The 23,040-nt window shown below is 61.3% G+C and carries 14 protein-coding genes and 1 pseudogene; 12 read left to right on the top strand and 3 right to left on the bottom strand.

Annotated elements, in window-relative coordinates:
- The first annotated feature begins 2 nt into the window (after window positions 1–2).
- The 7 genes from PspS35_RS13705 (at window position 3) to PspS35_RS13675 (ending at window position 8,247) form a co-directional block, all read left to right on the top strand.
- Window positions 3–656 (top strand): response regulator transcription factor, encoded by a 654-nt coding sequence (locus tag PspS35_RS13705; RefSeq protein WP_159938044.1) that lies wholly within the window; start codon window positions 3–5, stop codon window positions 654–656.
- Window positions 653–2,968 carry an ATP-binding protein gene (locus tag PspS35_RS13700; protein ID WP_159935302.1) on the top strand — a complete coding sequence of 772 codons (2,316 nt, stop codon included), beginning with the start codon at window positions 653–655 and terminating at the stop codon, window positions 2,966–2,968. Before PspS35_RS13705 ends, PspS35_RS13700 begins: the two co-directional genes overlap by 4 nt.
- Entirely contained in the window at window positions 2,965–3,453 is a 489-nt protein-coding gene (locus tag PspS35_RS13695) for a response regulator (protein WP_159935300.1), read from the top strand. The genes PspS35_RS13700 and PspS35_RS13695 overlap by 4 nt, the downstream gene beginning before the upstream one ends.
- A gap of 38 nt (window positions 3,454–3,491) precedes the next feature.
- The gene (locus tag PspS35_RS13690; RefSeq protein WP_159935298.1) at window positions 3,492–4,007 is read left to right on the top strand and encodes a sterol desaturase family protein; all 516 of its coding nucleotides are present in this window, start codon (window positions 3,492–3,494) and stop codon (window positions 4,005–4,007) included.
- 156 nt (window positions 4,008–4,163) lie between these two features.
- A complete protein-coding gene (locus PspS35_RS13685; RefSeq protein WP_159935296.1) occupies window positions 4,164–5,531 on the top strand; it encodes a cytochrome C in 1,368 nt (455 codons plus the stop codon).
- Window positions 5,528–6,040 (top strand): sorbitol dehydrogenase, encoded by a 513-nt coding sequence (locus tag PspS35_RS13680; RefSeq protein ID WP_159935294.1) that lies wholly within the window; start codon window positions 5,528–5,530, stop codon window positions 6,038–6,040. Before PspS35_RS13685 ends, PspS35_RS13680 begins: the two co-directional genes overlap by 4 nt.
- The gene (locus PspS35_RS13675; RefSeq protein WP_159935292.1) at window positions 6,037–8,247 is read left to right on the top strand and encodes a GMC family oxidoreductase; all 2,211 of its coding nucleotides are present in this window, start codon (window positions 6,037–6,039) and stop codon (window positions 8,245–8,247) included. Before PspS35_RS13680 ends, PspS35_RS13675 begins: the two co-directional genes overlap by 4 nt.
- 75 nt (window positions 8,248–8,322) lie before the next feature.
- Here the strand turns inward: PspS35_RS13675 and PspS35_RS13670 are convergent, their stop codons facing one another.
- Window positions 8,323–10,020 carry a hypothetical protein gene (locus tag PspS35_RS13670; protein WP_159935290.1) on the bottom strand — a complete coding sequence of 566 codons (1,698 nt, stop codon included), beginning with the start codon at window positions 10,018–10,020 and terminating at the stop codon, window positions 8,323–8,325.
- A 257-nt stretch (window positions 10,021–10,277) separates the two neighbouring features.
- On the opposite strand from PspS35_RS13670, the gene mexE reads away from it, so the two are divergent.
- The 5 genes and pseudogenes from mexE to PspS35_RS30320 form a co-directional block, all read left to right on the top strand.
- Window positions 10,278–11,519 (top strand): multidrug efflux RND transporter periplasmic adaptor subunit MexE, encoded by a 1,242-nt coding sequence (mexE, locus tag PspS35_RS13665; RefSeq protein WP_159935288.1) that lies wholly within the window; start codon window positions 10,278–10,280, stop codon window positions 11,517–11,519.
- Between the two features lie 15 nt (window positions 11,520–11,534).
- Window positions 11,535–14,714, top strand: a complete 3,180-nt coding sequence (locus PspS35_RS13660) for an efflux RND transporter permease subunit (RefSeq protein ID WP_159935286.1) — start codon at window positions 11,535–11,537, stop codon at window positions 14,712–14,714.
- Window positions 14,711–16,126 (top strand): TolC family protein, encoded by a 1,416-nt coding sequence (locus PspS35_RS13655; protein WP_159935284.1) that lies wholly within the window; start codon window positions 14,711–14,713, stop codon window positions 16,124–16,126. The genes PspS35_RS13660 and PspS35_RS13655 overlap by 4 nt, the downstream gene beginning before the upstream one ends.
- Before the next feature lie 195 nt (window positions 16,127–16,321).
- Window positions 16,322–17,581 carry an IS256 family transposase gene (locus PspS35_RS13650; protein ID WP_159932780.1) on the top strand — a complete coding sequence of 420 codons (1,260 nt, stop codon included), beginning with the start codon at window positions 16,322–16,324 and terminating at the stop codon, window positions 17,579–17,581.
- 69 nt (window positions 17,582–17,650) lie between these two features.
- Window positions 17,651–17,977, top strand: a pseudogene (locus tag PspS35_RS30320) (DUF6396 domain-containing protein); the annotation flags it as partial.
- Between the two features lie 3 nt (window positions 17,978–17,980).
- Here the strand turns inward: PspS35_RS30320 and PspS35_RS13645 are convergent.
- Entirely contained in the window at window positions 17,981–21,820 is a 3,840-nt protein-coding gene (locus PspS35_RS13645) for a hypothetical protein (RefSeq protein WP_159935282.1), read from the bottom strand.
- Between the two features lie 98 nt (window positions 21,821–21,918).
- The gene (locus PspS35_RS13640; RefSeq protein WP_159935280.1) at window positions 21,919–22,935 is read right to left on the bottom strand and encodes an AraC family transcriptional regulator; all 1,017 of its coding nucleotides are present in this window, start codon (window positions 22,933–22,935) and stop codon (window positions 21,919–21,921) included.
- Window positions 22,936–23,040 lie beyond the last annotated feature (105 nt).

The following is a 23,040-nucleotide window of genomic DNA, read 5'->3' as shown; positions in this document are numbered from 1 at the left end:
CAATGACCCACGTCCTGCGTCTGGTACTGGCGGACGATCATGAAGTCACGCGCACCGGTTTCGTCTCCTTGCTGGCCGGCCATCCGCAGTTCGAAGTGGTTGGCCAGGCCAGCGACGGGCTGCAAGCGGTGGAACTGTGCGAGCACTTGCTGCCGGACATCGTCATCCTCGACATTCGGATGCCGGGGCTCAACGGCTTGGGCGCCGCACGCTTGCTGCAAGAACGCCTACCGGCAGTCAAAGTGGTGATGTTCACTATGGACGACAGCCCCGAGTACCTGGAGGCGGCGATGAACGCGGGCGCGGTCGGCTACCTGCTCAAGGACGCCAGCCGGGCCGAGGTGATCCAGGCGCTGCAACAGGTGGCCGCCGGTGGCGAGGCGCTCAACACCGCCGTCAGCGCACGGCTGTTGCGACGCATGACGGAGCGCCAGGCCAGCGGCGGCCCCGCCACCGAAAGCCTCACACCCCGGGAGCGCCAGGTGCTCGCGCTGGTGGCCAACGGCATGAGCAACCGGGCAATCGGTGAACACCTTGGGATCACCACCGGCACCGCCAAAGCCCATGTAGAGCGGGTGATCGGCAAGCTCGGCGCAGCTGACCGCACCCAGGCCGCCGTGCGCGGCATCGCCTGGGGCCTGGTGGCGCAACCATGAAAAGCCGTTGGGCCGACTTACCGCTGCGGGGCAAGGCGCTGGTCGTCATTTCGTTGCCGCTGGTCGTGCTGTTGCTGTCCTTGGTGCTGATCTACACCACCGAACGCCAGACCGCCCGCGCCGAGGAGGACGTGCGCCGGGTGCTGCGCGTGCAGGGCGATATCCAGGCGGTGCACACCTTGTTGGCGGAGGCGGCAGCCAGCGTGCGCGGCTACCTGCTCACGCACCGCGAGGACTTCCTGCCGAGCTACCTGAACGCCAGGCCCCAGATCGACGCGGCCCTGCGCCGCCTTGACGGTGACGTACGCGACCCACGGGTGCGCGCACAACTCAGCGCGATCAAACCGTTGATTGACGGCAAGGTCGACGGGCTCGAAGAGATGCTCAAGGACAGCCAAGCCACACCGGCATCGATCAGCGCCATTCTGATCAGCAACAAACACATCCTCGACGCCTTGCGCCAACACATCAGCACCATGCTCAGGCTCGAAGATTCATTGCTGGCCGAGCGCAGCGCCGCCGCGGCCGAGACCCGTCAACGCCTGTTGCTGTCCACCTGGCTGGCGGCGATCTGCGGGTTGTTCGGCGCGATTGTCGCGGTGCTGTTTCTGTCCAAGGGCATCGTGGCCCGCGTACAGAACGTACAGCGCAATGCACAACGCCTGGCCCTTGGTTCTCCGCTACTGCCGCAACCGCCGGAAAACGACGAGATCGGCCAGCTGGGCACCAGCCTGGTGGAAGCCGGGATGTTGCTGGCCGAGCGCGAGCGTGCGTTGCGCGACAACGAGGAGCGCTTGCGGCTGATCATCGACGGGGTCAAGGACTACGGGATCTTCGCCCTCGACACGGCCGGCCATGTCACCAGTTGGAACAACGGCGCCGAGCGGATCAAGGGCTACACCGAACAGGAAATCATCGGCCAGCATTTCTCGCTGTTCTACCTGCCCCAAGAGTGCCCGCAACACCCGGACATGGCGCTGCGTGAAGCGACCCGCGAGGGTGATTACGCCGAAGAAGGCTGGCGCTGCCGCAAGGACGGCACGCGGTTCTGGGCCAGCGTGGTGATCACAGCACAGTACGACAGCACCGGTGCCCTGCGCGGGTTTTCGAAGATCACCCGCGACATTACCGACCGCCGCGCCGCCGAGATCGCCCTGCGCACGGCCCGTGAGGAAGCCGAACGGGCCAGTCGGGCCAAGAGCGAATTCCTGTCGCGCATGAGCCACGAACTGCGTACGCCGCTCAACTCGATCCTGGGCTTTGCGCAGCTGTTGGACATGGACGCGCCCAAGGCGCAAAAGCCCGATGTGGGGCATATCCTGCGCGCCGGCCAGCACTTGCTGACGCTGATCAACGAAGTGCTGGACATCGCCAAGATCGAGGCCGGAAGCCTGGCGTTGAATATCGGACCGATTCCACTGGTGGGTGCGTTGCAGGAGGCGCTGACGCTGGTCTCCCCAATGGCCACGGATGCGGGTATCCGTTTGCAACCCCTGCCCACGCTGGCGGCGGATGTGGGCATCGTTGCCGACCGCCAGCGCCTGACCCAGGTGCTGCTGAACCTGCTGTCCAACGCGATCAAATACAACCGGCGTGGCGGCCAGGTGAGCATTGAGGTCAACATTGATGGGCCACGTATCGGCGTGTCGGTGTGCGATAGCGGAAACGGCATCGCGACCGATCATATCGGGCAACTGTTCAAACCATTCGAACGCCTGGGCGCCGACCCGAATGTGGAAGGCAGCGGCCTGGGCCTCGCGCTGAGTAAAAGCCTGCTGGAAAAGATGGGCGGCCAACTGAACGTGCAGAGCCAGGCCGGCGTCGGCTCACGTTTCACCCTGGAACTGCCGTTCGTGCGCGTGACGCAACCCCAAAGCATCGCCACACCCGTTGTCGACACCGCACTCAAGCGCCCGGCCCCCACGGTTTGCAGGTTCCAGGGACAGGTCCTGTGTATCGAGGACAACCTCTCTAGCCTGGCGCTGATCGAAACCCTGCTGCAACGCCGGCCGGGGATAAAACTGCTGTCGAGCATGCAAGGCCAATTGGGCCTGGACTTGGCCGCGCAGCATGGGCCACAGCTGATTCTGCTGGATGTCTCGCTGCCGGACATCGACGGCCTGAAAGTGCTGCAACGCCTGCGTCAGTCACCCCTGACCCGCAACACCCCGGTGCTGATGATCACCGCCGACGCCAGCGACCTCACCCGTTGCGCCTTGCACGACGCAGGTGCAACGGCGGTGCTGAACAAACCGATCAACGTGCCGGCGTTCCTTGCCCACCTCGACCTGTATTTTCCGGAGACCGCGTGAACCTCGACCTGCGCATTCTGATCATCGACGACCAACGCCCGAACCTCGACCTGGTGGAGCAACTGCTGGCGCGTGAAGGGTTGACCAACGTGCTGAGCAGCACCCAGCCGCTGCGCACGCTGGAGCTGTTCAACAGCTTCGAACCGGACCTGGTGATTCTTGACCTGCACATGCCCGAGTTCGACGGTTTCGCGGTGCTGGAACAACTCAACCGACGCATTCCCCAGGGTGAATACCTGCCGATCCTGGTGCTCACCGCCGACGCCACCCGCGACACACGCCTGCGTGCCCTCGCCCTCGGCGCGCGGGACTTCATCAGCAAACCGCTGGACGCCCTGGAAACCATGCTGCGGGTGTGGAACCTGCTGGAAACGCGGGTGCTGTACAAAACCTTGCGCACGCTGGTGCCCGCCGAGCACATCGAGTTGTTGCAACGGCGCCAAGCAACGGGCACTCTGCCCGCCGCCGGGCAAGACCCGGTTTAATTGCCCACCGATTCATGCACCTCAAGGACGATCCGCACATGGCGGCTTCAAACAAATGGCTGATGTCGTCAGTCGCTTACTACCTGGACTTTTTTACCGTCCCGCTGTTCATCGGCCTGGCGCTCTGCCTGGCACCGCTTGACTCGCTGCAATTGCTCGCGGGCCTGCTGGCCTGGACGCTGGTGGAGTATTCGGCGCATCGCTTTTTGTTCCATTCGCTGTATCGCCACGAGCATTGGACCCACCATGTGGATGTGCTGGCCTATATCGGTGTGTCCAGCTGGAAAACCAGCGCCACCTTTGCCGTGTTACTGCTGCTCGCCTGGTACGTCGGCCTGACCTCAGCGTTTATCGGTGCAGTGACGGGCTACTTCTATTACATCTCGGTGCATTACGTGATGCATCGCCCTGAGCATTGGGCCTACGCGTTCATTCCGGGGCTGGTGGCCAATCACGACCTGCATCACCGCAAGGGCATCGAGAAGAACTTCGGCGTGTCCTCGCCGTTGTGGGACCATATGTTTGGCACTTATATTCGCGCTGACCGTGCCTGAACCCACTCCTAGCTATTGTTTTTATTACGAATAAATCTAGCGGTCGCGACACCCTTCCCAGCAGGCTTATCTACGCTCAAGCCCGTGCCAGGAGGCGCATTGAAGAGTCCATGACGGACCCACTGTCTCCTGGCGCCTGATGCCTAGGAGATAACGATGAGAATGGAAACCCATCGCCCCCGGCCCGGGTTCGGCTGTGCGCTATTCGGCGCGTTGCTGAGCCCCCTGGTCGTCGCGGCCCCCACGCTGTCTACGCAAATCCCCTTCGATGTCACGGCGACCCCGCCGTTTTCCCTGACCAGCCTGCAAACCAACTTCGATGAAATGTCGTGGCAAACGTTTATTGCGCTGAACTGGCCGGTCCTGGCCGATGGCAACCCCAATACCGGCATGCAGATCGGCCAGCAGGACGCGGCCACAGTGTGGGAAAGCTATAAGGAGAGCTATCAGATCTTTCTGCCCCAAGGGCAGAAGCCGGCGGGCTGGCAGGCGCCGGCCCATGTGCCCGCGGCCTGTGAGGGCAAGGGTTCGGGGCGTTTGTTGCAACAAATGGGCAAGGTCCCGGATGTGCTGGACGAGTTTATCCAGCCGTTTCAAAGCGGCCCGCTGGTGGACCAGAGCGGCGTGTACACGCGCAATGAAATCGTGGTCAACCAGTCGATGTTTGATGGCATCGTCAACAACGGTCTCTACAGCATCCAGGGCCAGCAGGCGTTTTTTGCCGCCAGCCCGGCCAATGCCGTGGCGTTCAGTTGCGGCAACCCGGCCACCAGAGACGTGGGTTCACTGATGGTCAAGGCCTCGTGGAAAGTGCTGGACGGCAACGACAAGCCCGGCAGTTTCCATACCGTCGATGCCCTGGTGTATACGCCGGGCAACAGCGACCCAAGCAAGGGGCCAGTGGTGGCCGAGTCTTGCGTGGCCGAGCCGGTGGGGCTGGTGGGGCTGCATATCGTGCACAAGACCACCAGTGCGCCACAGTGGGTGTGGTCGACCTTCGAGCACGTCGACAATGTGCCGGAAAAAACCACGCCGCCCGCCGAACGCAAAGGCCCGTATCTGTTCTACAACGCCAGCAGCCATGCCGAGGTCAACCAACCGCCACCCCGGCCCTGGAACCCTGCGGTGAAGGCCACGCCGTCGCAGATCGTGCGTGAAATCCCCCTGACCGATGAAACCAAGGCCCTCAACAACACCTACCAAACGCTGCTGCGCACGGTTAACCCCAACAGCGTGTGGGCCAATTACCAGTTGATCAGCACCCAGTGGCCCACCCTCAGCGGCCAGCCACCGTGCCAGATCTCCGCGACCAAGCCGCTGGGCAACCCGGCGCCGTCGTTCCTCGCCAATGCCACGCTGGAGACGTATATCCAGGGCACCGTGCCCCAGGCCTCGTCGAGTTGCATTGCCTGTCACGGCAATGCCGCCACCCACGTGACGCAATCGCCGCGCACCAGTTTCGCGGACTTCACCTACCTGCTCGAACGCGCCCAATCCACCGGTGTGACAAGGAGTCAGCCATGAGTACCGACCTGGACAATTTCACCGGCTTGAGCGTGGTGCTCACGGGGATCGACCAAGCACTGCTCGCGCCGTCCGTGGACCCGATCGGCCTGCCCACCACGTTTCTCGCTTTCATCGGCCCGCGCCTGGGGCAAAGCGTGCTCAGCGCCTTGCTCGCCCAATACGCCGCGCTGCTGGCCGAACAACAGACGCCACAACAAATCGGCACCGCGATCCTGATGCAGAACGGCCAACCCGCCCCCACGCAAACCGCCCAGGCGGCGCGCGCAATCATGAAGTTATGGCTACTCGGCGTGTGGTACCAGCCGTACACCCAAGGCGCGTTCCCGGTGGACGAACAAACCGTGGTCAGTGCCGAGGCCTATACCCAGAGCTGGGCATGGAGCATCGCCCAGGCCCATCCCATGGGTTACAGCGAGTTCTTCTTTGGTTACTGGAACAGCCCGCCGCCGAGCCTGGAAGACTTCACCGGGGTCACCGCCAGCCCGCAATCAGGAGCATCGTCATGAGTACCGAACAAGCAGACGTGGTAATCGTCGGTGCTGGCCTGGCGGGCAGCATCATTGCCTATCAACTGGGCTTGGCGGGGGTGAAGGTGCTGGTGCTGGAATCTGGCCCGCAAGTCCCGGCCAACCGAAACCAGTACCTGGAGCGTTTCTACACCGCCACCCTGAAGACCCCCGAATCGCCCTACCCGCCAGTCAGCACCCTGAGCCCGGCGCGCAACCCGGCGGAACAGAATGCGCCACGGGCGACCATTGCCGACCTGATCCTGGGCTGGAACAACCCCGACGTCAGTTACCTGGTGCAGAAAGGCCCGCTGCCGTTCACCAGCACCTATGAACGCGTGGGTGGCGGCACTACCTGGCATTGGGTCGCCACCTGCCTGCGCATGCTGCCCAATGATTTCCGCATGAAATCCCTGTATGGCGTGGGCGTGGATTGGCCGATCGGCTACAACGACCTGCAAAGCGCTTACTGCCGCGCCGAAGCGGAAATCGGTGTGGCCGCCAACGTCGCCGACCAGGCCTACCTGGGCATCACCTTCCCGACAAACTATGAATACCCGATGACCAGCATTGCGCTATCGCTGGTGGACGGCAGTTTCGTCAGTGCGGTGCAGGGTCAATCGTTCCAAGGTCTGCCCCTGGTGGTCAGCCCGACACCGGCCGGGCGCAACTCCCAGCCGTATGCCGGGCGGCGGGTGTGCGCGGGCAATACCAACTGCACGCCGATCTGTCCGATCCAGGCCAAGTACGACGCCACGGTGACCCTGAACAATGCGCTCAACACCGGCAATGTGCGGGTGCTGTACAAGACCGTGGCGAGCAAGGTCACGGTGGCAGCAGACAAGAGCGTGAGTGGCATTGAGTTCATTCAGTACCAACTTGGCGATGGGCCGGCGACCGGTACCGGGGTTGCCGTGGGCCAGCGCTATGTGATCGCTGCCCACGCCATCGAGACGCCCAAACTGCTGCTCAACTCCACCAGCAGCACCTGGCCCAACGGTGTGGCCAACAGCAGTGGCCAAGTCGGCCGCAGCCTGGCGGACCACCCGATCTACCTGGCCTGGGGCCTGATGCCCGAAGGCAAGAGGGTGTTCCCGTACCGCGGCCCGGTGTCCACCTCCGGCATCGAAAGCCTGCGCGACGGCGCCTTTCGCAGCCAGCGCGCCGCGTGGCGCATCGAGATCGGCAACGAGGGCTTCAACTGGCCCATCGGCGACCCCTACACCACCGTCGCCGACCTGATCGATGGCACCAACGTCAGCCGCACCAACCCGCTGCCCAATGGCACCGGCGCGTCCCAGGTGCTGTTCGGTACGGCGCTGGTACAACAACTGAACAACCTGCTGACCCGGCAATTTCGTGTGGGTTTCCTGGTGGAGCAAGTGGAGGAAGACCCGAACAACGCCAACTGCTACATCGTACCGTCCAGCCAGTACAAAGACCGCCTGGGCATCCCCCGCCCGGAAATCCACTACGACCTGTCCGACTACACCAAGGAGGGCTTTAAGCAGGCGCGGATTCTGGCCAGCCACGTCATCACCGAACTGCTGGGCGCCACCGAGCTGACCGCCGATATCCCGCCTGGGGTGTTCACGTACCAAGGCGAGTCCTATTCGTTCCAGGGCGCCGGGCACTTGATGGGCACCTACCGCATGGGCGCCGATCCGACCACCTCGGTGGTCGACAAGTACCAGCGCAGTTGGGACCACAGCAACCTGTTCCTGGTGGGCGATGGTGTGTTCCCCACCACGGGTACGTCCAACCCGAGCCTGACCATCGCCGCGCTGTCGATCCAGGCCGGCGACACCCTGTGCAATGACCTCAAAGCCGTGACCGTGCAAGTGCAGGCCAACCAACCGTGGCAAGGCACCGGTGTGCAGGTCAGCGGTCCGAGCCCGCGCCTGGTGCGCTATGTCAGTGGTAAATGGCTGGCCAGCCCGGTGGGCGGCATGGTCGATGGCAACGGCAGCCCGGGGTTGATCGCCAAGGCGGGCTACACCTTGCCCGGTGCGAACGAAGGCGCGCTGATCGGCCGCGTGGGCAGCAGCGGGATGCCGTTCCTGGTGGGGGATCTGGCCGAGATTCCAGCGGGGCAGACGGGGGAATTGCAGTTGTGCATCAACGATGATCTGGAGGGGCGGTATGGAATTGGGCTGGGGGATAACCAAGGGGCGCTGACGGTGCTGGTCGGGTTCGGTACCGCGTAAAAAACCAGGGCTGCGAGCGCGGTTAGCTCGCAGCCCCGGTGCTCTCAGGCACACGGCAGGCAGGTCCTTGACGCTTCACATACCGTGGCTATGGCCACGCTCATTCCCGTCCAACTGTTTCCTTTCTTTCTTGGTCAGCGGCTCTTGCAGGTCTACGTAGCGCTCACGCACACGCTGCGCCATCTCACGAACGTACGGTTCATCCTCGATAGCGACCACGAACAGCCGAAGGGGCAGCGCGCCGGTCTCGCCACTGCCCAGAATCCGCAGCGCGTCATCAATGGTGTCGAACGGCTCACCGATCTCCGAATTGGCGTCACACAGGCCAAAACTCATAAAGCTCGCCCAATCCCAACCCGTCTCACGCACGTCGATGGGCAGGTAGGTGCCATCCGGGTTTTTGCCCGCCGTGAGCAACAGCTGCTCCAACGCTTGAGCAGAGCTGACCGTTGGAACCGCAGTGGCCAATTGCAGGTTCGCAGACTCGTGATAAAACAGGTAGTAACCGCCCCGCGGCAACTTGGACAGCTTGGGTAGCTGGCCTTTTTTACTGCCAACATCGGCGACCCAGTCCTTTGCCCGTTTGGCCTGCAAAAGCACGGCTTTGCGACAGACCAGACCACCAATGTTCAAAGAAATAATGACGCCAAGGTCGGCCCCTAAACGGCTTTCTTCCGGCTTACCCGCCAGTTGCAGCGTGCCAAGGAAAGAGTGGGACATAGGGTAGCCGAATTGTGGAATCTGTTTGGACGCCCAGCCCCCGAGCCAGTGCTCGACGTAGGCGCTGAACCGGCCGTTCAACAGATCTTCGATAGCCGCCGCGCTGTTCAGGAACCTGGCCATTTCCTGTTGGCACTGAAACATCGCCCAGTAGATCGCCCAGAGCACATCAATGGACAGGTGGGTGGGTGAAGTCGCCAATTGGCTCAGCAGTTGCCACTGGTCGGCAGTTTGACGACATTGCAACAGCTGACTGGCTGAGTCGCGTTGCATGTTTGCCGCCGCCAGCCTGGCGCTGGCCGCGACAATATTGGGGAAGCCGCCCGTCACCGCAATGCCGAAGTGATCCCGATTGGCGCATTCGCGAATGCCTTCGGCCCGCTTGCGCAGCTTGGCATAGGCTGCCACATCCGGTGTTTTCTGAAAGACCAGTTGCCCCAGGCAGTCGTGGGCTTGTGGCATTTTCACCTCGCGCACAAGGTCAATCACCCGGGCCAAGGTTACGGCGAAATCAGGCGCCAGCCATCCGTTGCCTTTCGCAGCGGCCAAAGCGTCTGTCGCGGCCAACTCGAAGTCCTTCAACTGGCGCTGGGATTTGAGAAGCTTCTCCAATAGCGCCTTGAGTTTGAACTGTTCCTCGTGCTGGCCAGCGACGTAGCGGTTGTGCTCGTCGATGTCGCTGTCGCGTTGTGCCGTGATGGCCGGCTCATCGAAAGCCAGGATTGCTTGCTCATGCTGGAGCCGCGCTGCTTTGAGTTCAACGGACGCCTGATGCGTATCCAACGGGCTGAGCAGCCAACCGAACCCGTACCCTTCACTTTTCTGCTGATCGAACTGCTGTTGGCACTTCTGCACGCGCGTCAGGGTCGGAGCCAGGGCATTGATGCGCTCCCTTTCGGCGCTGCGTAAACTCAGGCGGTTGATCGCGCTAATGCTGGCTTGAGCCTGGCTGATTCGCTCGGACAAGACCGTCAGGGTCTGGCTGAGCGCAAGGGAAAAGGTGTTGCTCTGAACCCTGACATTTTTACGGAGCGACGTTTGGAGCATGGTCATGAATGACTTCCGGGTCGAAATATCTGCATGCGCAATAGTAACCATACAGGTGCCTAAATCGACATTGCTTGCACGCCGCGCAACAGTGCTTTGTTATCACGGCCATTGATAGCACCCTAACGAAACCCCCATGCTAGAGGGCTAATCTCGCGCTTATATCATTCCGAATGATAGTTACCTTTGCTTCATTCGATTCGTGACATAGCACATCGCCGCGCATGATCCGCCCATCTCAAATACATTGGCGGATGCACCTCATGGAACAGTCACTCAAACATTTGCGCTTCCCCCTGGCGATTCTGGCCGTGGTGGTGATGAGCGCATGCGGCAAGGCCCCGGACCAAGCGGCCGCCATGCCTGCAGCCAAAGTCAGTGTGGCCAAGGTGCTGGAACAACCGGTCAACGAGTGGGACGAATTCACCGGCCGCCTGGAAGCACCGGAAACCGTACAGATCCGTCCACGCGTGTCGGGCCAGATTGACCAAGTCGCTTTCACCGAAGGCGCTTTGGTCAAGAAAGGCGACCTGCTGTTCCAGATCGACCCGCGTCCGTTCCAGGCTGAAGTGCGCCGCCTTGAAGCCCAGCTTGCACAAACCAAAGCCGCCGCCACCCGCAGCGACAACGAAGCCCAACGCGGCGAACGCCTGCGCCAGAGCAATGCGATCTCCGCCGAACTGGCCGACTCGCGCACCACCGCCGCCCAGGAAGCCCGCGCTGCTGTCGCCGGGATCCAGGCGCAGTTGGACCTGGCCAAGTTGAACCTGAGCTTTACCCGCGTGAGCTCGCCGATCAGCGGCCGCGTCAGCCGGGCTGAAATCACCGCCGGCAACCTGGTGACGGCCGATACCACCGCGCTGACCAGCGTGGTGTCCACCGACAAGGTCTACGCCTACTTCGACGCCGATGAGCGCGTGTACCTCAAGTACACCGAACTGGCCCGCCAAGGCCGCCGTGGCGCCACCACCCCGGTGTACCTGGGCCTGTCGAATGAAACCGGCAACCCGCACCTGGGCCAGATGAACTTCGTCGACAACCAGGTCAACCCGGCCACCGGCACCATCCGTGGGCGCGCCGTGTTCGATAACAGCAAGGGCGAATACACCCCTGGCCTCTACGCACGCCTGAAGCTGGTGGGCAGCGGCACCTACTCCGCCGTGCTGATCAACGATGAAGCCGTGGGCACCGACCTGGGCAAGAAGTTCGTGCTGGTGATGGACGGCGACAAGCCAGCCTACCGCGCCGTGGAACTGGGGCCGAAGATCGAAGGTTTGCGCATTGTGCGCAGCGGCCTGAACAAGGACGACACGATTATCGTCAAGGGCCTGCAGCGCGTGCGTCCCGGCTCGCCGGTCGCGCCGGAAACCATTCCGATGGCCAGCCAGGAAACCCTCGCCGCCTTGGCCCAACAACGACAAGCGCTTGAAGCCAGCAACCTGGAGCAAGTGGCGCCGGAAAAAACCGCGCCCAAGCTCGCAGCCGTTGCGTCTCCACGCGGTTAAGGGATACGACTCAAGATGAATTTTTCCAAGTTCTTCATTTCGCGGCCGATCTTCGCAGCGGTGCTTTCGCTGTTGATCCTGATCGCCGGCGCGATCTCGCTGTTCCAATTGCCGATCAGCGAATACCCGGAAGTGGTACCGCCGACGGTCGTCGTGCGTGCCAACTTCCCTGGTGCCAACCCCAAGGTCATCGGCGAAACTGTGGCCGCTCCGCTGGAACAGGCGATCACCGGCGTCGAGAACATGCTGTACATGTCCTCGCAATCCACCGCCGACGGCAAGCTGACCCTGACCATCACCTTCGCCCTGGGCACCGACCTGGACAACGCGCAGGTGCAGGTACAAAACCGTGTGACGCGGACTCAGCCCAAACTGCCTGAGGAAGTGACCCGCATCGGTATCACCGTGGACAAGGCCTCCCCCGACCTGACCATGGTGGTGCACTTGACCTCACCGGATCAGCGTTACGACATGCTGTACCTGTCCAACTACGCCATCCTCAATATCAAGGATGAGCTGGCCCGCTTGGGTGGCGTGGGTGACGTGCAGTTGTTCGGCATGGGTGACTACTCCCTGCGCGTCTGGCTGGACCCGAACAAGACCGCCTCGCGCAACCTGACCGCCACCGACGTGGTGACCGCAATCCGCGAGCAAAACCGCCAGGTCGCGGCCGGTGCCCTGGGCGCACAACCTGCGCCGAGTGACACCAGCTTCCAGTTGTCGGTCAATACCCAGGGCCGCCTGGTCACCGAGGAAGAGTTCGAGAACATTGTGATTCGCGCCGGCGCCAACGGTGAAATCACGCGCCTCAAGGACATCGCCCGCGTCGAGTTGGGGTCCAGCCAGTACGCACTGCGCTCGCTGATCGATAACCAGCCCGCCGTGGCCATTCCGATCTTCCAGCGTCCCGGCTCCAATGCCATCGACATCTCCAACGATGTGCGCGCCAAGATGGCCGAGCTGAAAAAGAGCTTCCCGGCGGGCATGGATTACCGCATCGCCTATGACCCGACGATCTTTGTCCGCGGTTCCATCGAAGCGGTTGTGCATACCCTGTTCGAAGCACTGATCCTGGTAGTGCTGGTGGTCATCCTGTTCCTGCAGACCTGGCGCGCCTCGATCATTCCGTTGGTGGCGGTGCCGGTATCGTTGATCGGTACGTTTGCGGTGATGCACCTGTTCGGGTTCTCGCTCAATGCCCTGTCATTATTCGGCTTGGTACTGGCCATCGGTATCGTGGTGGACGACGCCATCGTGGTGGTAGAGAACGTCGAGCGTAATATCGAGCTGGGCCTGGCGCCGTTCCCTGCCACTGAAAAGGCCATGAGTGAAGTGACCGGTCCGATCATCGCCACGGCGCTGGTGCTGTGTGCCGTGTTCATTCCCGCCGCCTTCATCAGTGGCTTGACCGGGCAGTTCTACAAACAGTTCGCCTTGACCATTGCAATCTCGACGGTGATCTCGGCGTTCAACTCGCTGACCCTGTCCCCTGCCCTCGCCGCTGTGTTGCTGCGCGGTCATGACGCGCCGAAAGATCGTTTCTCGAAGTTCCTCGACAAACTCTTCGGCGGCTGGCTGTTCCGTCCCTTCAACCGCTTTTTCGACAAGGCCAGTCATGGCTACGTGGGCACCGTACGCCGGGTGATTCGCGGCAGTGGTATCGCCCTGTTCGTGTACGCCGGCCTGATGGTGCTGACCTTCTTCGGGTTTGCCCACACGCCGACCGGTTTCGTACCGGCCCAGGACAAGCAATACCTGGTGGCCTTCGCCCAACTGCCTGACGCTGCGAGCCTGGACCGCACCGAAAACGTGATGAAGCGCATGTCGGAGATCGCCCTGAAACAGCCCGGCGTGGAAGCTGCGATTGCTTTCCCTGGCCTGTCGATCAACGGCTTCACCAACAGCCCGAACAGCGGCATCGTGTTCGTGACCTTGAAGCCCTTTGATGAGCGCAAAGACCCAAGCATGTCCGCCGGAGCGATTGCCGGCGCACTGAATGGCCAGTACGCCAACATCGAAGAAGCCTACATGGCGATTTTCCCACCGCCGCCGGTACAGGGCCTGGGCACCATTGGCGGCTTCCGCCTGCAGATCGAAGACCGTGGCAACCTGGGTTACGACGAGCTGTACAAAGAAGTGCAGAACGTCATCACCAAGAGCCACGGCGTGCCGGAACTGTTTGGCCTGTTCACCAGCTATACCGTCAACGTGCCGCAAGTCGATGCCGCCATCGACCGCGAAAAGGCCAAGACCCACGGCGTGGCGATCAGTGACATCTTCGACACCCTGCAGGTCTACCTGGGTTCGCTGTATGCCAACGACTTCAACCGTTTTGGCCGTACTTACCAGGTCAACGTGCAAGCCGAGCAGCAGTTCCGCCAGGACTCCGACCAGATCGGCCAGCTGAAAGTGCGCAACAACAAGGGCGAGATGATCCCCCTGGCGACCTTTATCAAGGTCAGCGACACCTCAGGGCCTGACCGTGTGATGCACTACAACGGCTTCATCACCGCAGAAATCAACGGCAACGCCGCACCGGGCTACAGCTCTGGCCAGGCCCAGGTGGCGATTGAAAAACTGTTGAAGGATGAACTGCCCAACGGCATGACCTACGAGTGGACCGACCTGACGTATCAGCAAATCCTCTCGGGCAACACCGCGCTGTTTGTGTTCCCGCTCTGCGTGCTGCTGGCGTTCCTGGTACTGGCCGCCCAATACGAAAGCTGGAGCCTGCCGCTGGCGGTGATCCTGATCGTACCGATGACGCTGCTGTCGGCGATTACCGGGGTGATTATCTCGGGTGGCGACAACAACATCTTCACCCAGATCGGCCTGATCGTACTGGTGGGCCTGGCGTGTAAGAACGCGATTCTGATCGTCGAGTTTGCCAAGGATAAACAAGAGGAAGGCCTCGACCCCCTCGCTGCCGTACTGGAAGCCTGCCGCCTGCGTCTGCGGCCGATCCTGATGACCTCGTTCGCGTTCATCATGGGTGTGGTGCCACTGGTGTTGTCCAGCGGTGCGGGTGCCGAAATGCGTCACGCCATGGGTGTGGCGGTGTTCTCGGGGATGATCGGTGTGACCTTCTTCGGTCTGTTGCTGACGCCGGTGTTCTACGTACTGATCCGTCGTTATGTGGAACGCAGCGAAGCGCGCAAAGCGGCCAAGGCCTTGAAGCTGGAGACACAGCAATGAGTGTGAAAGTATTCCTGCCGAGCTTGCTGGTACTGGCGCTGAGCGCCTGTGCCGTAGGCCCGGACTACAAGACCCAGACCCCGGAGGCGGCGAACATCACCGCCGCCGCGGACGCCAAACAGTATGACCACGCCAAGTTCGAAGGCATCTGGTGGCAGCAGTTCGAAGACCCGACCCTTAACCAGTTGGTAACCCAGTCACTGCAAGGCAACCGTGATCTGCGCGTCGCCTTTGCACGCCTGCGGGCGGCACGGGCGATCCGCGATGACGCCAGCAATGACGCCATGCCGACCATCACCAGCCGCGTCAGCAGCGACCAGGGCAAAGGCCAGATCCCCGGCCAGACCACAAGCCGCGTGAAGACCGAGCGTTACGACCTGGGCCTGGACATGGCCTGGGAACTGGACCTGTTCGGCCGCATCCAGCGTAACCTGGAAGCCAGCGACGCCGACCAGCAGGCCGCCGAAGCCGACCTGTACCAATTGCAAGTGAGCATGATTGCCGAACTGGTGGACGCCTACGGTCAACTGCGCGGCGCCCAACTGCGCGAAAAGATCGCCCTGGACAACCTGAAGAACCAGCAGGAATCACGCACCATCACCGTCAGCCTGCGCGACGCCGGTGTGGGCGACCAACTCGACGTCGAGCGTGCCGATGCACGCCTGGCAGCGGTGGAAGCCAGCGTGCCGCAACTGCAGGCCGAACAAGTGCGCGAGCGTAACCGCATCGCCACCCTCCTCGGCCAGCGTCCGGATAAACTCACCGTGGACCTGAGCCCGAAAGACTTGCCGGCGATTGCAAAGGCCTTGCCCATCGGTGACCCAGGCCAACTGCTGCAACGGCGCCCGGACATCCTCAGCGCCGAACGCAAGCTGGCCGCCGCCACCGCGCGTATTGGCGTGGCCAAGGCCGACCTGTTCCCACGGGTCAGCCTCAGCGGCTTCCTCGGCTTTACCGCCGGGCGCGGTTCGCAGATCGGTTCGTCTGCCGCAAATGCCTGGGCCCTTGGCCCGAGCATCACCTGGGCCGCGTTCGACCTGGGCAGCGTGCGCGCCCGCCTGCGTGGCGCCGACGCCGAAGCCGATGGCGCCCTGGCGACCTACGAGCAGCAAGTGTTGCTGGCGTTGGAAGAATCCGAGAACGCCTTCAGTGACTACGGCAAGCGCCAGCAACGCCTGATCTCGCTGATCCGCCAAAGCGAATCCAGCCGCGCCGCCGCCGACCTTGCCGCCATCCGCTACCGCGAAGGCACCGTGGACTTCCTCGTCCTCCTCGACGCCCAACGCGAACGCCTGGCCGCCGAAGACTCCCAGGCCCAGGCCGAAGTCGACCTGTATCGCGGGATTGTGGCGATCTACAAGGCGCTGGGGGGTGGCTGGAAGCCGGACACCGTTGTAGCAACGGCGAAGTGATGTAAAGAGCTCCTTTGGTTGGTCGCATCCAGCCAATTTTTAGCCCCGTGGCCTGTTTGGTCATGGGGCTTTTTTTGTTTGGTGGTTGAAGAACGACATTTGCTGAGCAGTACTTTATTCACGCAACCAAAGAACAAAAAAGGGGACTGTCATAAATTTTGTGTTCGGGCATAACATGTTGATAGAGGTGCATGTATGCCGACCAAAAAGAAACCGGCCCGTGAGGCCCTGCGAGACCTTCCATCTATTCCAAAAGAGCTGATCGACCAGTTCGTCAGCGGCCCGATGAGTGCCGAAGCCATTCAGGATGCCTCGATGGCGTTTAAAAAGGCACTTATCGAGCGAGCCCTTGGTGCCGAGTTGGGCCACCACCTTGGCTACCCTCAGGGCGCGGAGCGCCCTGAGGAATCGAGCAACCAACGCAACGGCAAAAGTGGCAAAACGGTGCTGACCGATGACGGCCCGTTGCGTCTCGACATTCCCAGAGATCGCGATGGAAGCTTTGCCCCGATCTTGATCCCTAAGCATGAGCGCCGTTTTACAGGCTTTGATGACAAGATCATCGCGATGTATGCCCGAGGTATGACGGTTCGCGAAATCCGGGCGTTTCTCTCGGAACAGTACGGAACAGACGTCTCCCACGACTTCATCAGTTCTGTCACTGACGCAGTTTTGGAGGAGGTTACCGCCTGGCAACAGCGACCGCTTGAACCGATGTACCCGGTAATTTTCTTCGATGCATTGCGAGTCAAAATTCGCGACGAAGGCCTGGTTCGCAACAAAGCGATTTACTTGGCACTGGGAGTATTGCCGGACGGAACGCGAGATATCCTGGGAATTTGGATTGAAACAACCGAAGGCGCCAAGTTTTGGATGAAGGTCTTTAACGACCTGAAAACCCGAGGTGTCGAAGACGTCTTGATCGCGGTGACTGATGGTCTCAAAGGCATGCCCGAAGCGCTGAGTGCTGTATTTCCTGAGACGACATTGCAGACCTGTATCGTCCACTTGATCCGTAACAGCCTCGATTACGCCCCGTGGGATAAGCGCCGTGAGCTGGCCAAGGCACTGAAGCCGATCTATCAAGCACTCAATGTTGACGCTGCAGAACAAGCGCTACTGGCTTTCGAAGCCGGGCCTTGGGGTAAGCAATATCCGACGGTCGTATCGGCTTGGAAACGTGCTTGGGATCGAGTTATACCGTTCTTTGTGTTTCCCCCGGCGATACGCAAAGTGATCTACACAACCAACGCCATCGAGAGTATCAATGCCCAGTTGCGCAAGATCATCAAGACGCGAGGCCACTTCCCAACGGATGAGGCCGCGACAAAACTAATCTGGCTGGCATTGCGAAATATCACCGCGAACTGGGGCAGCGCAGCTCATGATTGGAAGAGCGCGATGAATCAATTTTCGATTCTGTACGGAGATCGATTTATCAGGCCGACCTGGTAAAGCTAGGGCCTGCCTGACGGCAGGCCGTAACCGGCCCGCACACAAAAAATCTGACACTCTCCCGATGAACTTTATTACCTCAACCAACAGCAAGACCTCGAACGCGCTGATCGCTATAAAACAATCTGGAGTCTGCTAGCGGACTACTCCTACGCCGACCCAAAAGTCCCCGAAATCAACGAAATCCTCCCCCTCCCCCCCGCCAAACTCCCCGCCTGGGACGGCAAGCTGCAATGGCTGGAAGCACGCCTGGCCAATATCCCTGCGCCAAAACCCAGCGAAGCACTGATCCAGCAGCTAGCCAAGGCCAAACTCCTGGAGCCGGCAACCGGCAGAGTCCCCCCCACTTCTCTCGATTCACCTTCAATCAAGATTTCGCCGCTGCCGTTATCGTGATCTTCAGCGCCACTTAAAAACATCCTGCACGATGTCGCAAACCGGGCGTGGTGCCTGGCGCCCGCGTACGGGGGGACGGGAGCGCCGCTCAAGCACCTGGACGATTTCGCCTGTCTGATCGTGGCGCAGCAGCACAAACCGCGGCAAAGGACTGCCGGGGGTGGCGCGCTTACGAATGATCCTGACCGGTAAATGCTCGGTAATCACACCGCCATTGGCCTTGGCAGTGGCCAGCGCCTGTTGAATGGCTGCGACGTTTTCCTCGTATAGCGTGCGATTGTTTTTTGCCTGGTCCAGCAGCGCAATGCCGAACAGGGTGGAGTCGGCGTTGTGCGCCTGGGGTGTCTTGGCGAACAGGCTCAGGGTCGCTTCCTGTACTTCATCACCCAAGTGGCGAAAGTGTGTGGGGTCGGTGGTTTTGCCCAGGTTGAGCAAATCTGCAATGTCCTCGCGTCCGCCCTTGATCGCCCCGGAATACACATAGTCTTCATCCCCTGGGAAACCATGGGCCTGTTCGTGGATCAGGGTGTTGGCCATGGCCTCGTCGCTATTTCCCATGAAATGGTAATAGTCCGTAGCGCCCTCGACATTCACTTCAATGTATTTTTCCTGCAGGTTGCCGGCCTTGTAACGGCTGTAGGAGGTTGGCAGGAGCTGGGCCTGCCACTGTGCGCCTTCGTTCTCAAGAAAGTTGATGTTCGAAAGATTCAACGTGTCCAAGTCTACTTTCATGGTGCGTTGCTTGCGTGTGAAGGCCGCGACGGCCGCCTCGGAGTCCGAGCCGAAGAAGGTGTTGCAGACGAATTTCAGGTCCTTCTCGAACACGGGGTCAGACACGGCGCTCAACGCGCCATCGAGCCGCCTGCGGGCGATGGGTAGCGCGCGCTCGATGGCTTGACGGCTTTGTTCGAGCGGGGTTGTTGCGACGGCTGCTTCGGCGGGTTTTATCGCCGGCAAATGAGCAGGTTCGCGTGGGGCCACGTGCTCATTGTCAATGGATGGCCTGCGCATTTTCCGTGGGCGTTGGACCTCAATCGGCTGGGCACCCAATTGGTCTTCCAGCCTGGCCTGCCAGGTCGCACGAGCCTCGCCCACGGGCTGGCCCAGACGGAAAAAGCCACGTTTGCTCAACCATTCCTGGCCGTTCAGTAAAGGCTGCTCCAGGCCCGCAAGAGGATTCAACACATTCTGGGTCAATTTGCCAAAGGTCCTCGCCGCGGCCGAGACCCTGGACAGTCCCGTGTCTGCCCGGCTGATAACCTGCGCCCCTTTCAAGGCCTCGCCCCCCGCCACAGAGCCGATCATCACGACATCGAGCGCGCACCCGGTCAATGCGCCCAAGTCGGTCTTGACCCGCCCGCAGGTGATGTCGTCATAACATCCCTTGAACGGGATTAGCAGGTCTTCAATGGCCTTTGTCGCCTCCTGTGTCAGCGCGTCAAAACGCTCCCGCGGGGTCTGCCCCATCGCAGCGTCCAAGAGTTCCTGTTGACTGAGCACCAAGTCATGGCGCTGGGTATAAGCCGCAAAGTCCCGGGTTTTCTGCGAAAAGTAGCCACCCGGCGCCAACAGCTCACGCCCGTTGCCGGCCGGCAGGGTTTCGCGCAGGGCACGCACTTGTACCTCGGACTTCCCCGCACCTGGGCTGTCAACGTGCGACAGCAGTTTGATCACCCATACCCGTGGCACCATTGCTTCGCCTTGGTCCAGCGCCTGCTGGAACTCGGGACGTTCAAAGTATTCGCCCCTCAAGGGCCAAAACTCAAAAAACGTTGCCCGCTCGCCCTGCCCCGCCTGGACGATAAAACCATAGCGTGCTCGTACACGCTGCGCTTGCTCATCCGCGCCGTTGATGGCCTTCCCGTCGCCGGTGATTGACTCGGCTTCAACCGTGTAGAACGTCAACTCTTCACGCTCCAACAGGTGCCGGTCCGAATAAGGCATTTTGCTGAAGATATCCTTTATCCGTGTGGTGATTGCCGCACTGAACTTGTCGACACCCCGTTTTACCGACGAGTCGAGGGTGTCTTGGGTAAGCCGGAGCTGATTGAAGCCGGGTCGCAGTTCGGCAAGCGCCTTACCCACTGGCGTGATAAGCGACCCGAAGGGGCCCCTAGCGGCGCGAGCCCGGTCCTCACCTTTCTTCAACTCACCCATCATGTGCAGGTCAGTCAAGCTCAGCTCGTACTCCGGGTCATCCAAAAAAAAAGGCAGCGGGTATGTTTCTCTTTGCACCGGCGCCTCCAGGTCACGGCCAGGGAAAGTCGCCTTGAGATCCGCCTGGGCCAGTGCTCTGCGCGTCACGGGAGGGCTATCCAGGACCACGGAAGCCTTTTGCGTGGTCTCGATGTACTCGTGGTATTTCTGAGTGCTCTTGCGCAGGTCTTCCACGCTGTAATCGTCGTCCGAGCGGGCCGCGATCACACCGTTCAACACACTCCAATCGAGCAATGGGTCTGCCTCGGCAGCCTGAAACAGTGGCACCAGCGCTTGCGTTGGCGGTTGCAGAACCGCACGTTCCAGCACCTGGGCGTAGGTCAGCGTCCGACTTGAGCCGGGTGCGTGCGTTTCAAGCAAAGCAACGGTCTTCCTTAATGCCAGCCACGCAGGGGAGCCAATGTGCAGGGTCTCTGGGATATCACGCACCAGAAATTCCGGAGCGACCGTCGCCAGAAACAGATGCGCCACCGCTTGCACCGCAGCCGGATGAACCCCCTTGTTTCGCATCAGGTGCATCTGCAAGTCATTGCGCACATCGGCCATCTTGAGCCCTGTGCGTTGCACCGCGTACACGTCAAAACCTGCCACGTGATTTCTGCGTTGCCCCACGTGCGGATCAATGCGCAACAGATGCCCGGTGATCAGCAACTGCTTGAGTGACTCTTGGCGAACAGCCGGTTGAGGAGCACTCAAGCCCTCCGGCAAGCGTTGCAGGCGCTCCCCGCTAAGCGCGGCCTGCCTGTTTAACAGCCCAAGGATGCGCGCATTGAGGTTGCCAGTGAGCGACTGCTGCTTGTCCAACCAATGCGGGCCGACAATGCGCTCACAGGTCTCAACCAGTCTTTCGCGGTCTTGCACGCTGAGTTTCACGGGTGAGTCCGGCGCCAGCCATTGGCCGGTATAGTTACCCATTGGCGGGCTGGGAGGTAACGGGTGACGCTGCCAGTCGATCAGGATGCGCAGGTCCTTGGCCGGGCGAGGTGCACTGTGCCCGTCCACGTTGGGTAACATCACGCGCAATACTTGCAAGGCGTCGACTTCCCCCGTGGAATGCAAAATGTTCCCGGTGGCGCGCGCCATCCGCACCAGCCTGTCAACACGCTTCTTCAAGCCGGGTTGGGCTGATACCTCGTCGGTCAGGTCGATCCAGCGTCCGGCGCTACCCAATACATTCAGACGCCCATCGCAGACTCGCAGATGGGGCGCGTGCCCATTGGCAACATACTTGCGCCACACGGCCTGCATGCCTGGGCGCTTAGCCAGCGCGACCAGGGCATTGCGCCCACGTTGTACCTGGGCCGCCAGAGTTGACCCGGCAATACTCGAAAAGCGGAGGTTGCCGATATCAATCGTGTCCTGGTCAGCCTTGCCTTGCACGCTCTGCTCCAGGGCGACAACCCAACGTTCCTTATTTCTGGCATGGAGTACAGCCGTGTCGAGCATCGCTTGCGAAAAGTCACTGATGCTCTGCAACTTCCCTGCGACGTGGTGTTCTATGGTCGGCGCACGCAGAAACGGCTCCGGGCGTACAGGCGCCGTGGGGCGGTCGGAGGGTGTGTGGGCATCTGCGGGTGGGACATTCCTGACAATACGTTCAGGCGTAGAAACGACCTTGGTCAGCATGGAATCGGGCTCCAACGGTTGACGGGCGCCTACCTTCCCCCTGTGAGCGCAGAGATGGGATCGGAAAAGTCTTGGCCGTCAGCAGTCCGCTACGCTGATTAGCGGAGGTCTCCGAGAATCAAGCTCCGATAATGCCCCGGATTCGATCCCGCCCACTTGCGAAACGCCTTGTAGAACGAACTGGTGTCCGCAAATCCCAGCCTCGCCGCAATCTCGGCAAAGCTGATCTGCGGCTCCGCCAACCACACAATTGCCAGTTCTTTACGCACGCTGTCCTTGAGGCCTTGGTAGGTCTGCCCCTCTTCCGCCAGACGACGGCGCAGCGTGGAAGCGGAGATACAGAAGGTGGCCGCCAGGCCCTCGGTTTCCGGCCAAGTGTCCGGCGGCATTTGGCGCAGATCGTGTTTGACACGAGCGGCCAGGCTGTCGGGGTCGCGGTATTTGACCAGGATATTGGCCGGCGCGTGGGCCAGGAAACGCTGGAGTTCCTGCGGGCTGCGTTTGATCGGCAGGTCGAGGCAATCGGCAGAGAAGATCATGCGCGTTCGCGGTCGATCGAAGCGCAGGTTGTCGGAGAACATTACCTGGTAGTCGTCACAAAAATCCGGCGGCGAGCAGCGCAATTCGATGGCCAGGATCGGAATGCGCCGCCCTGCCAGCCAGCAGGCGACGCCGTGCACGATCATCCAGTAGGTGAAATAGGTAAAGGCGCGCTTGGGCTCATCTTCAGGCTCCAGCAACACGATTTGCGCCAGGCTCTGTTGGCGCACCAGGTGGGCAGGCATGCACTCCAGCATCAGCGAAAGGAAGCCCAAGCCCGTTTCCAGGCCGGTCGCCAGGGTGGGTTGCGCGATGGCGGCACGACACAGGAACGCCAGGCTGCCGGACTTGAGCTTGCGCGGGTCCATGCCAAAGAACTCGTCGTCCATTCGCCGCGCCAGCAAACGCCACAACCGTGCGTAAGCACTGGCCGGCACCCGAGCGCTGGGCAGTTCCAGCAGCGCCGGGTCAATCCCGACTTTGCGCAAGACCTCCACCGTGGCCACACCGGCTGCGCAGCTCTGCAACAAGGCCTCGCGCAGGAGGTGGATGGAGATGGTGTCTTTTTCCGACATGGGTACAGTCCGTGTCCTGTGTGGCGTGAAGTGCCGCCATCTTAGGCAGTCACGCCGCAAAAGAGTAGGCATGTCGGTGGGGCTCTCGGGTATTCTGCGCCGGGA

The sequence above is a fragment of the Pseudomonas sp. S35 genome (assembly GCF_009866765.1).
Lineage (GTDB): Bacteria > Pseudomonadota > Gammaproteobacteria > Pseudomonadales > Pseudomonadaceae > Aquipseudomonas.
The sequence above is the reverse complement of the archived record's forward strand: the minus strand, read 5'-3'. Positions and strand labels throughout refer to the sequence as shown.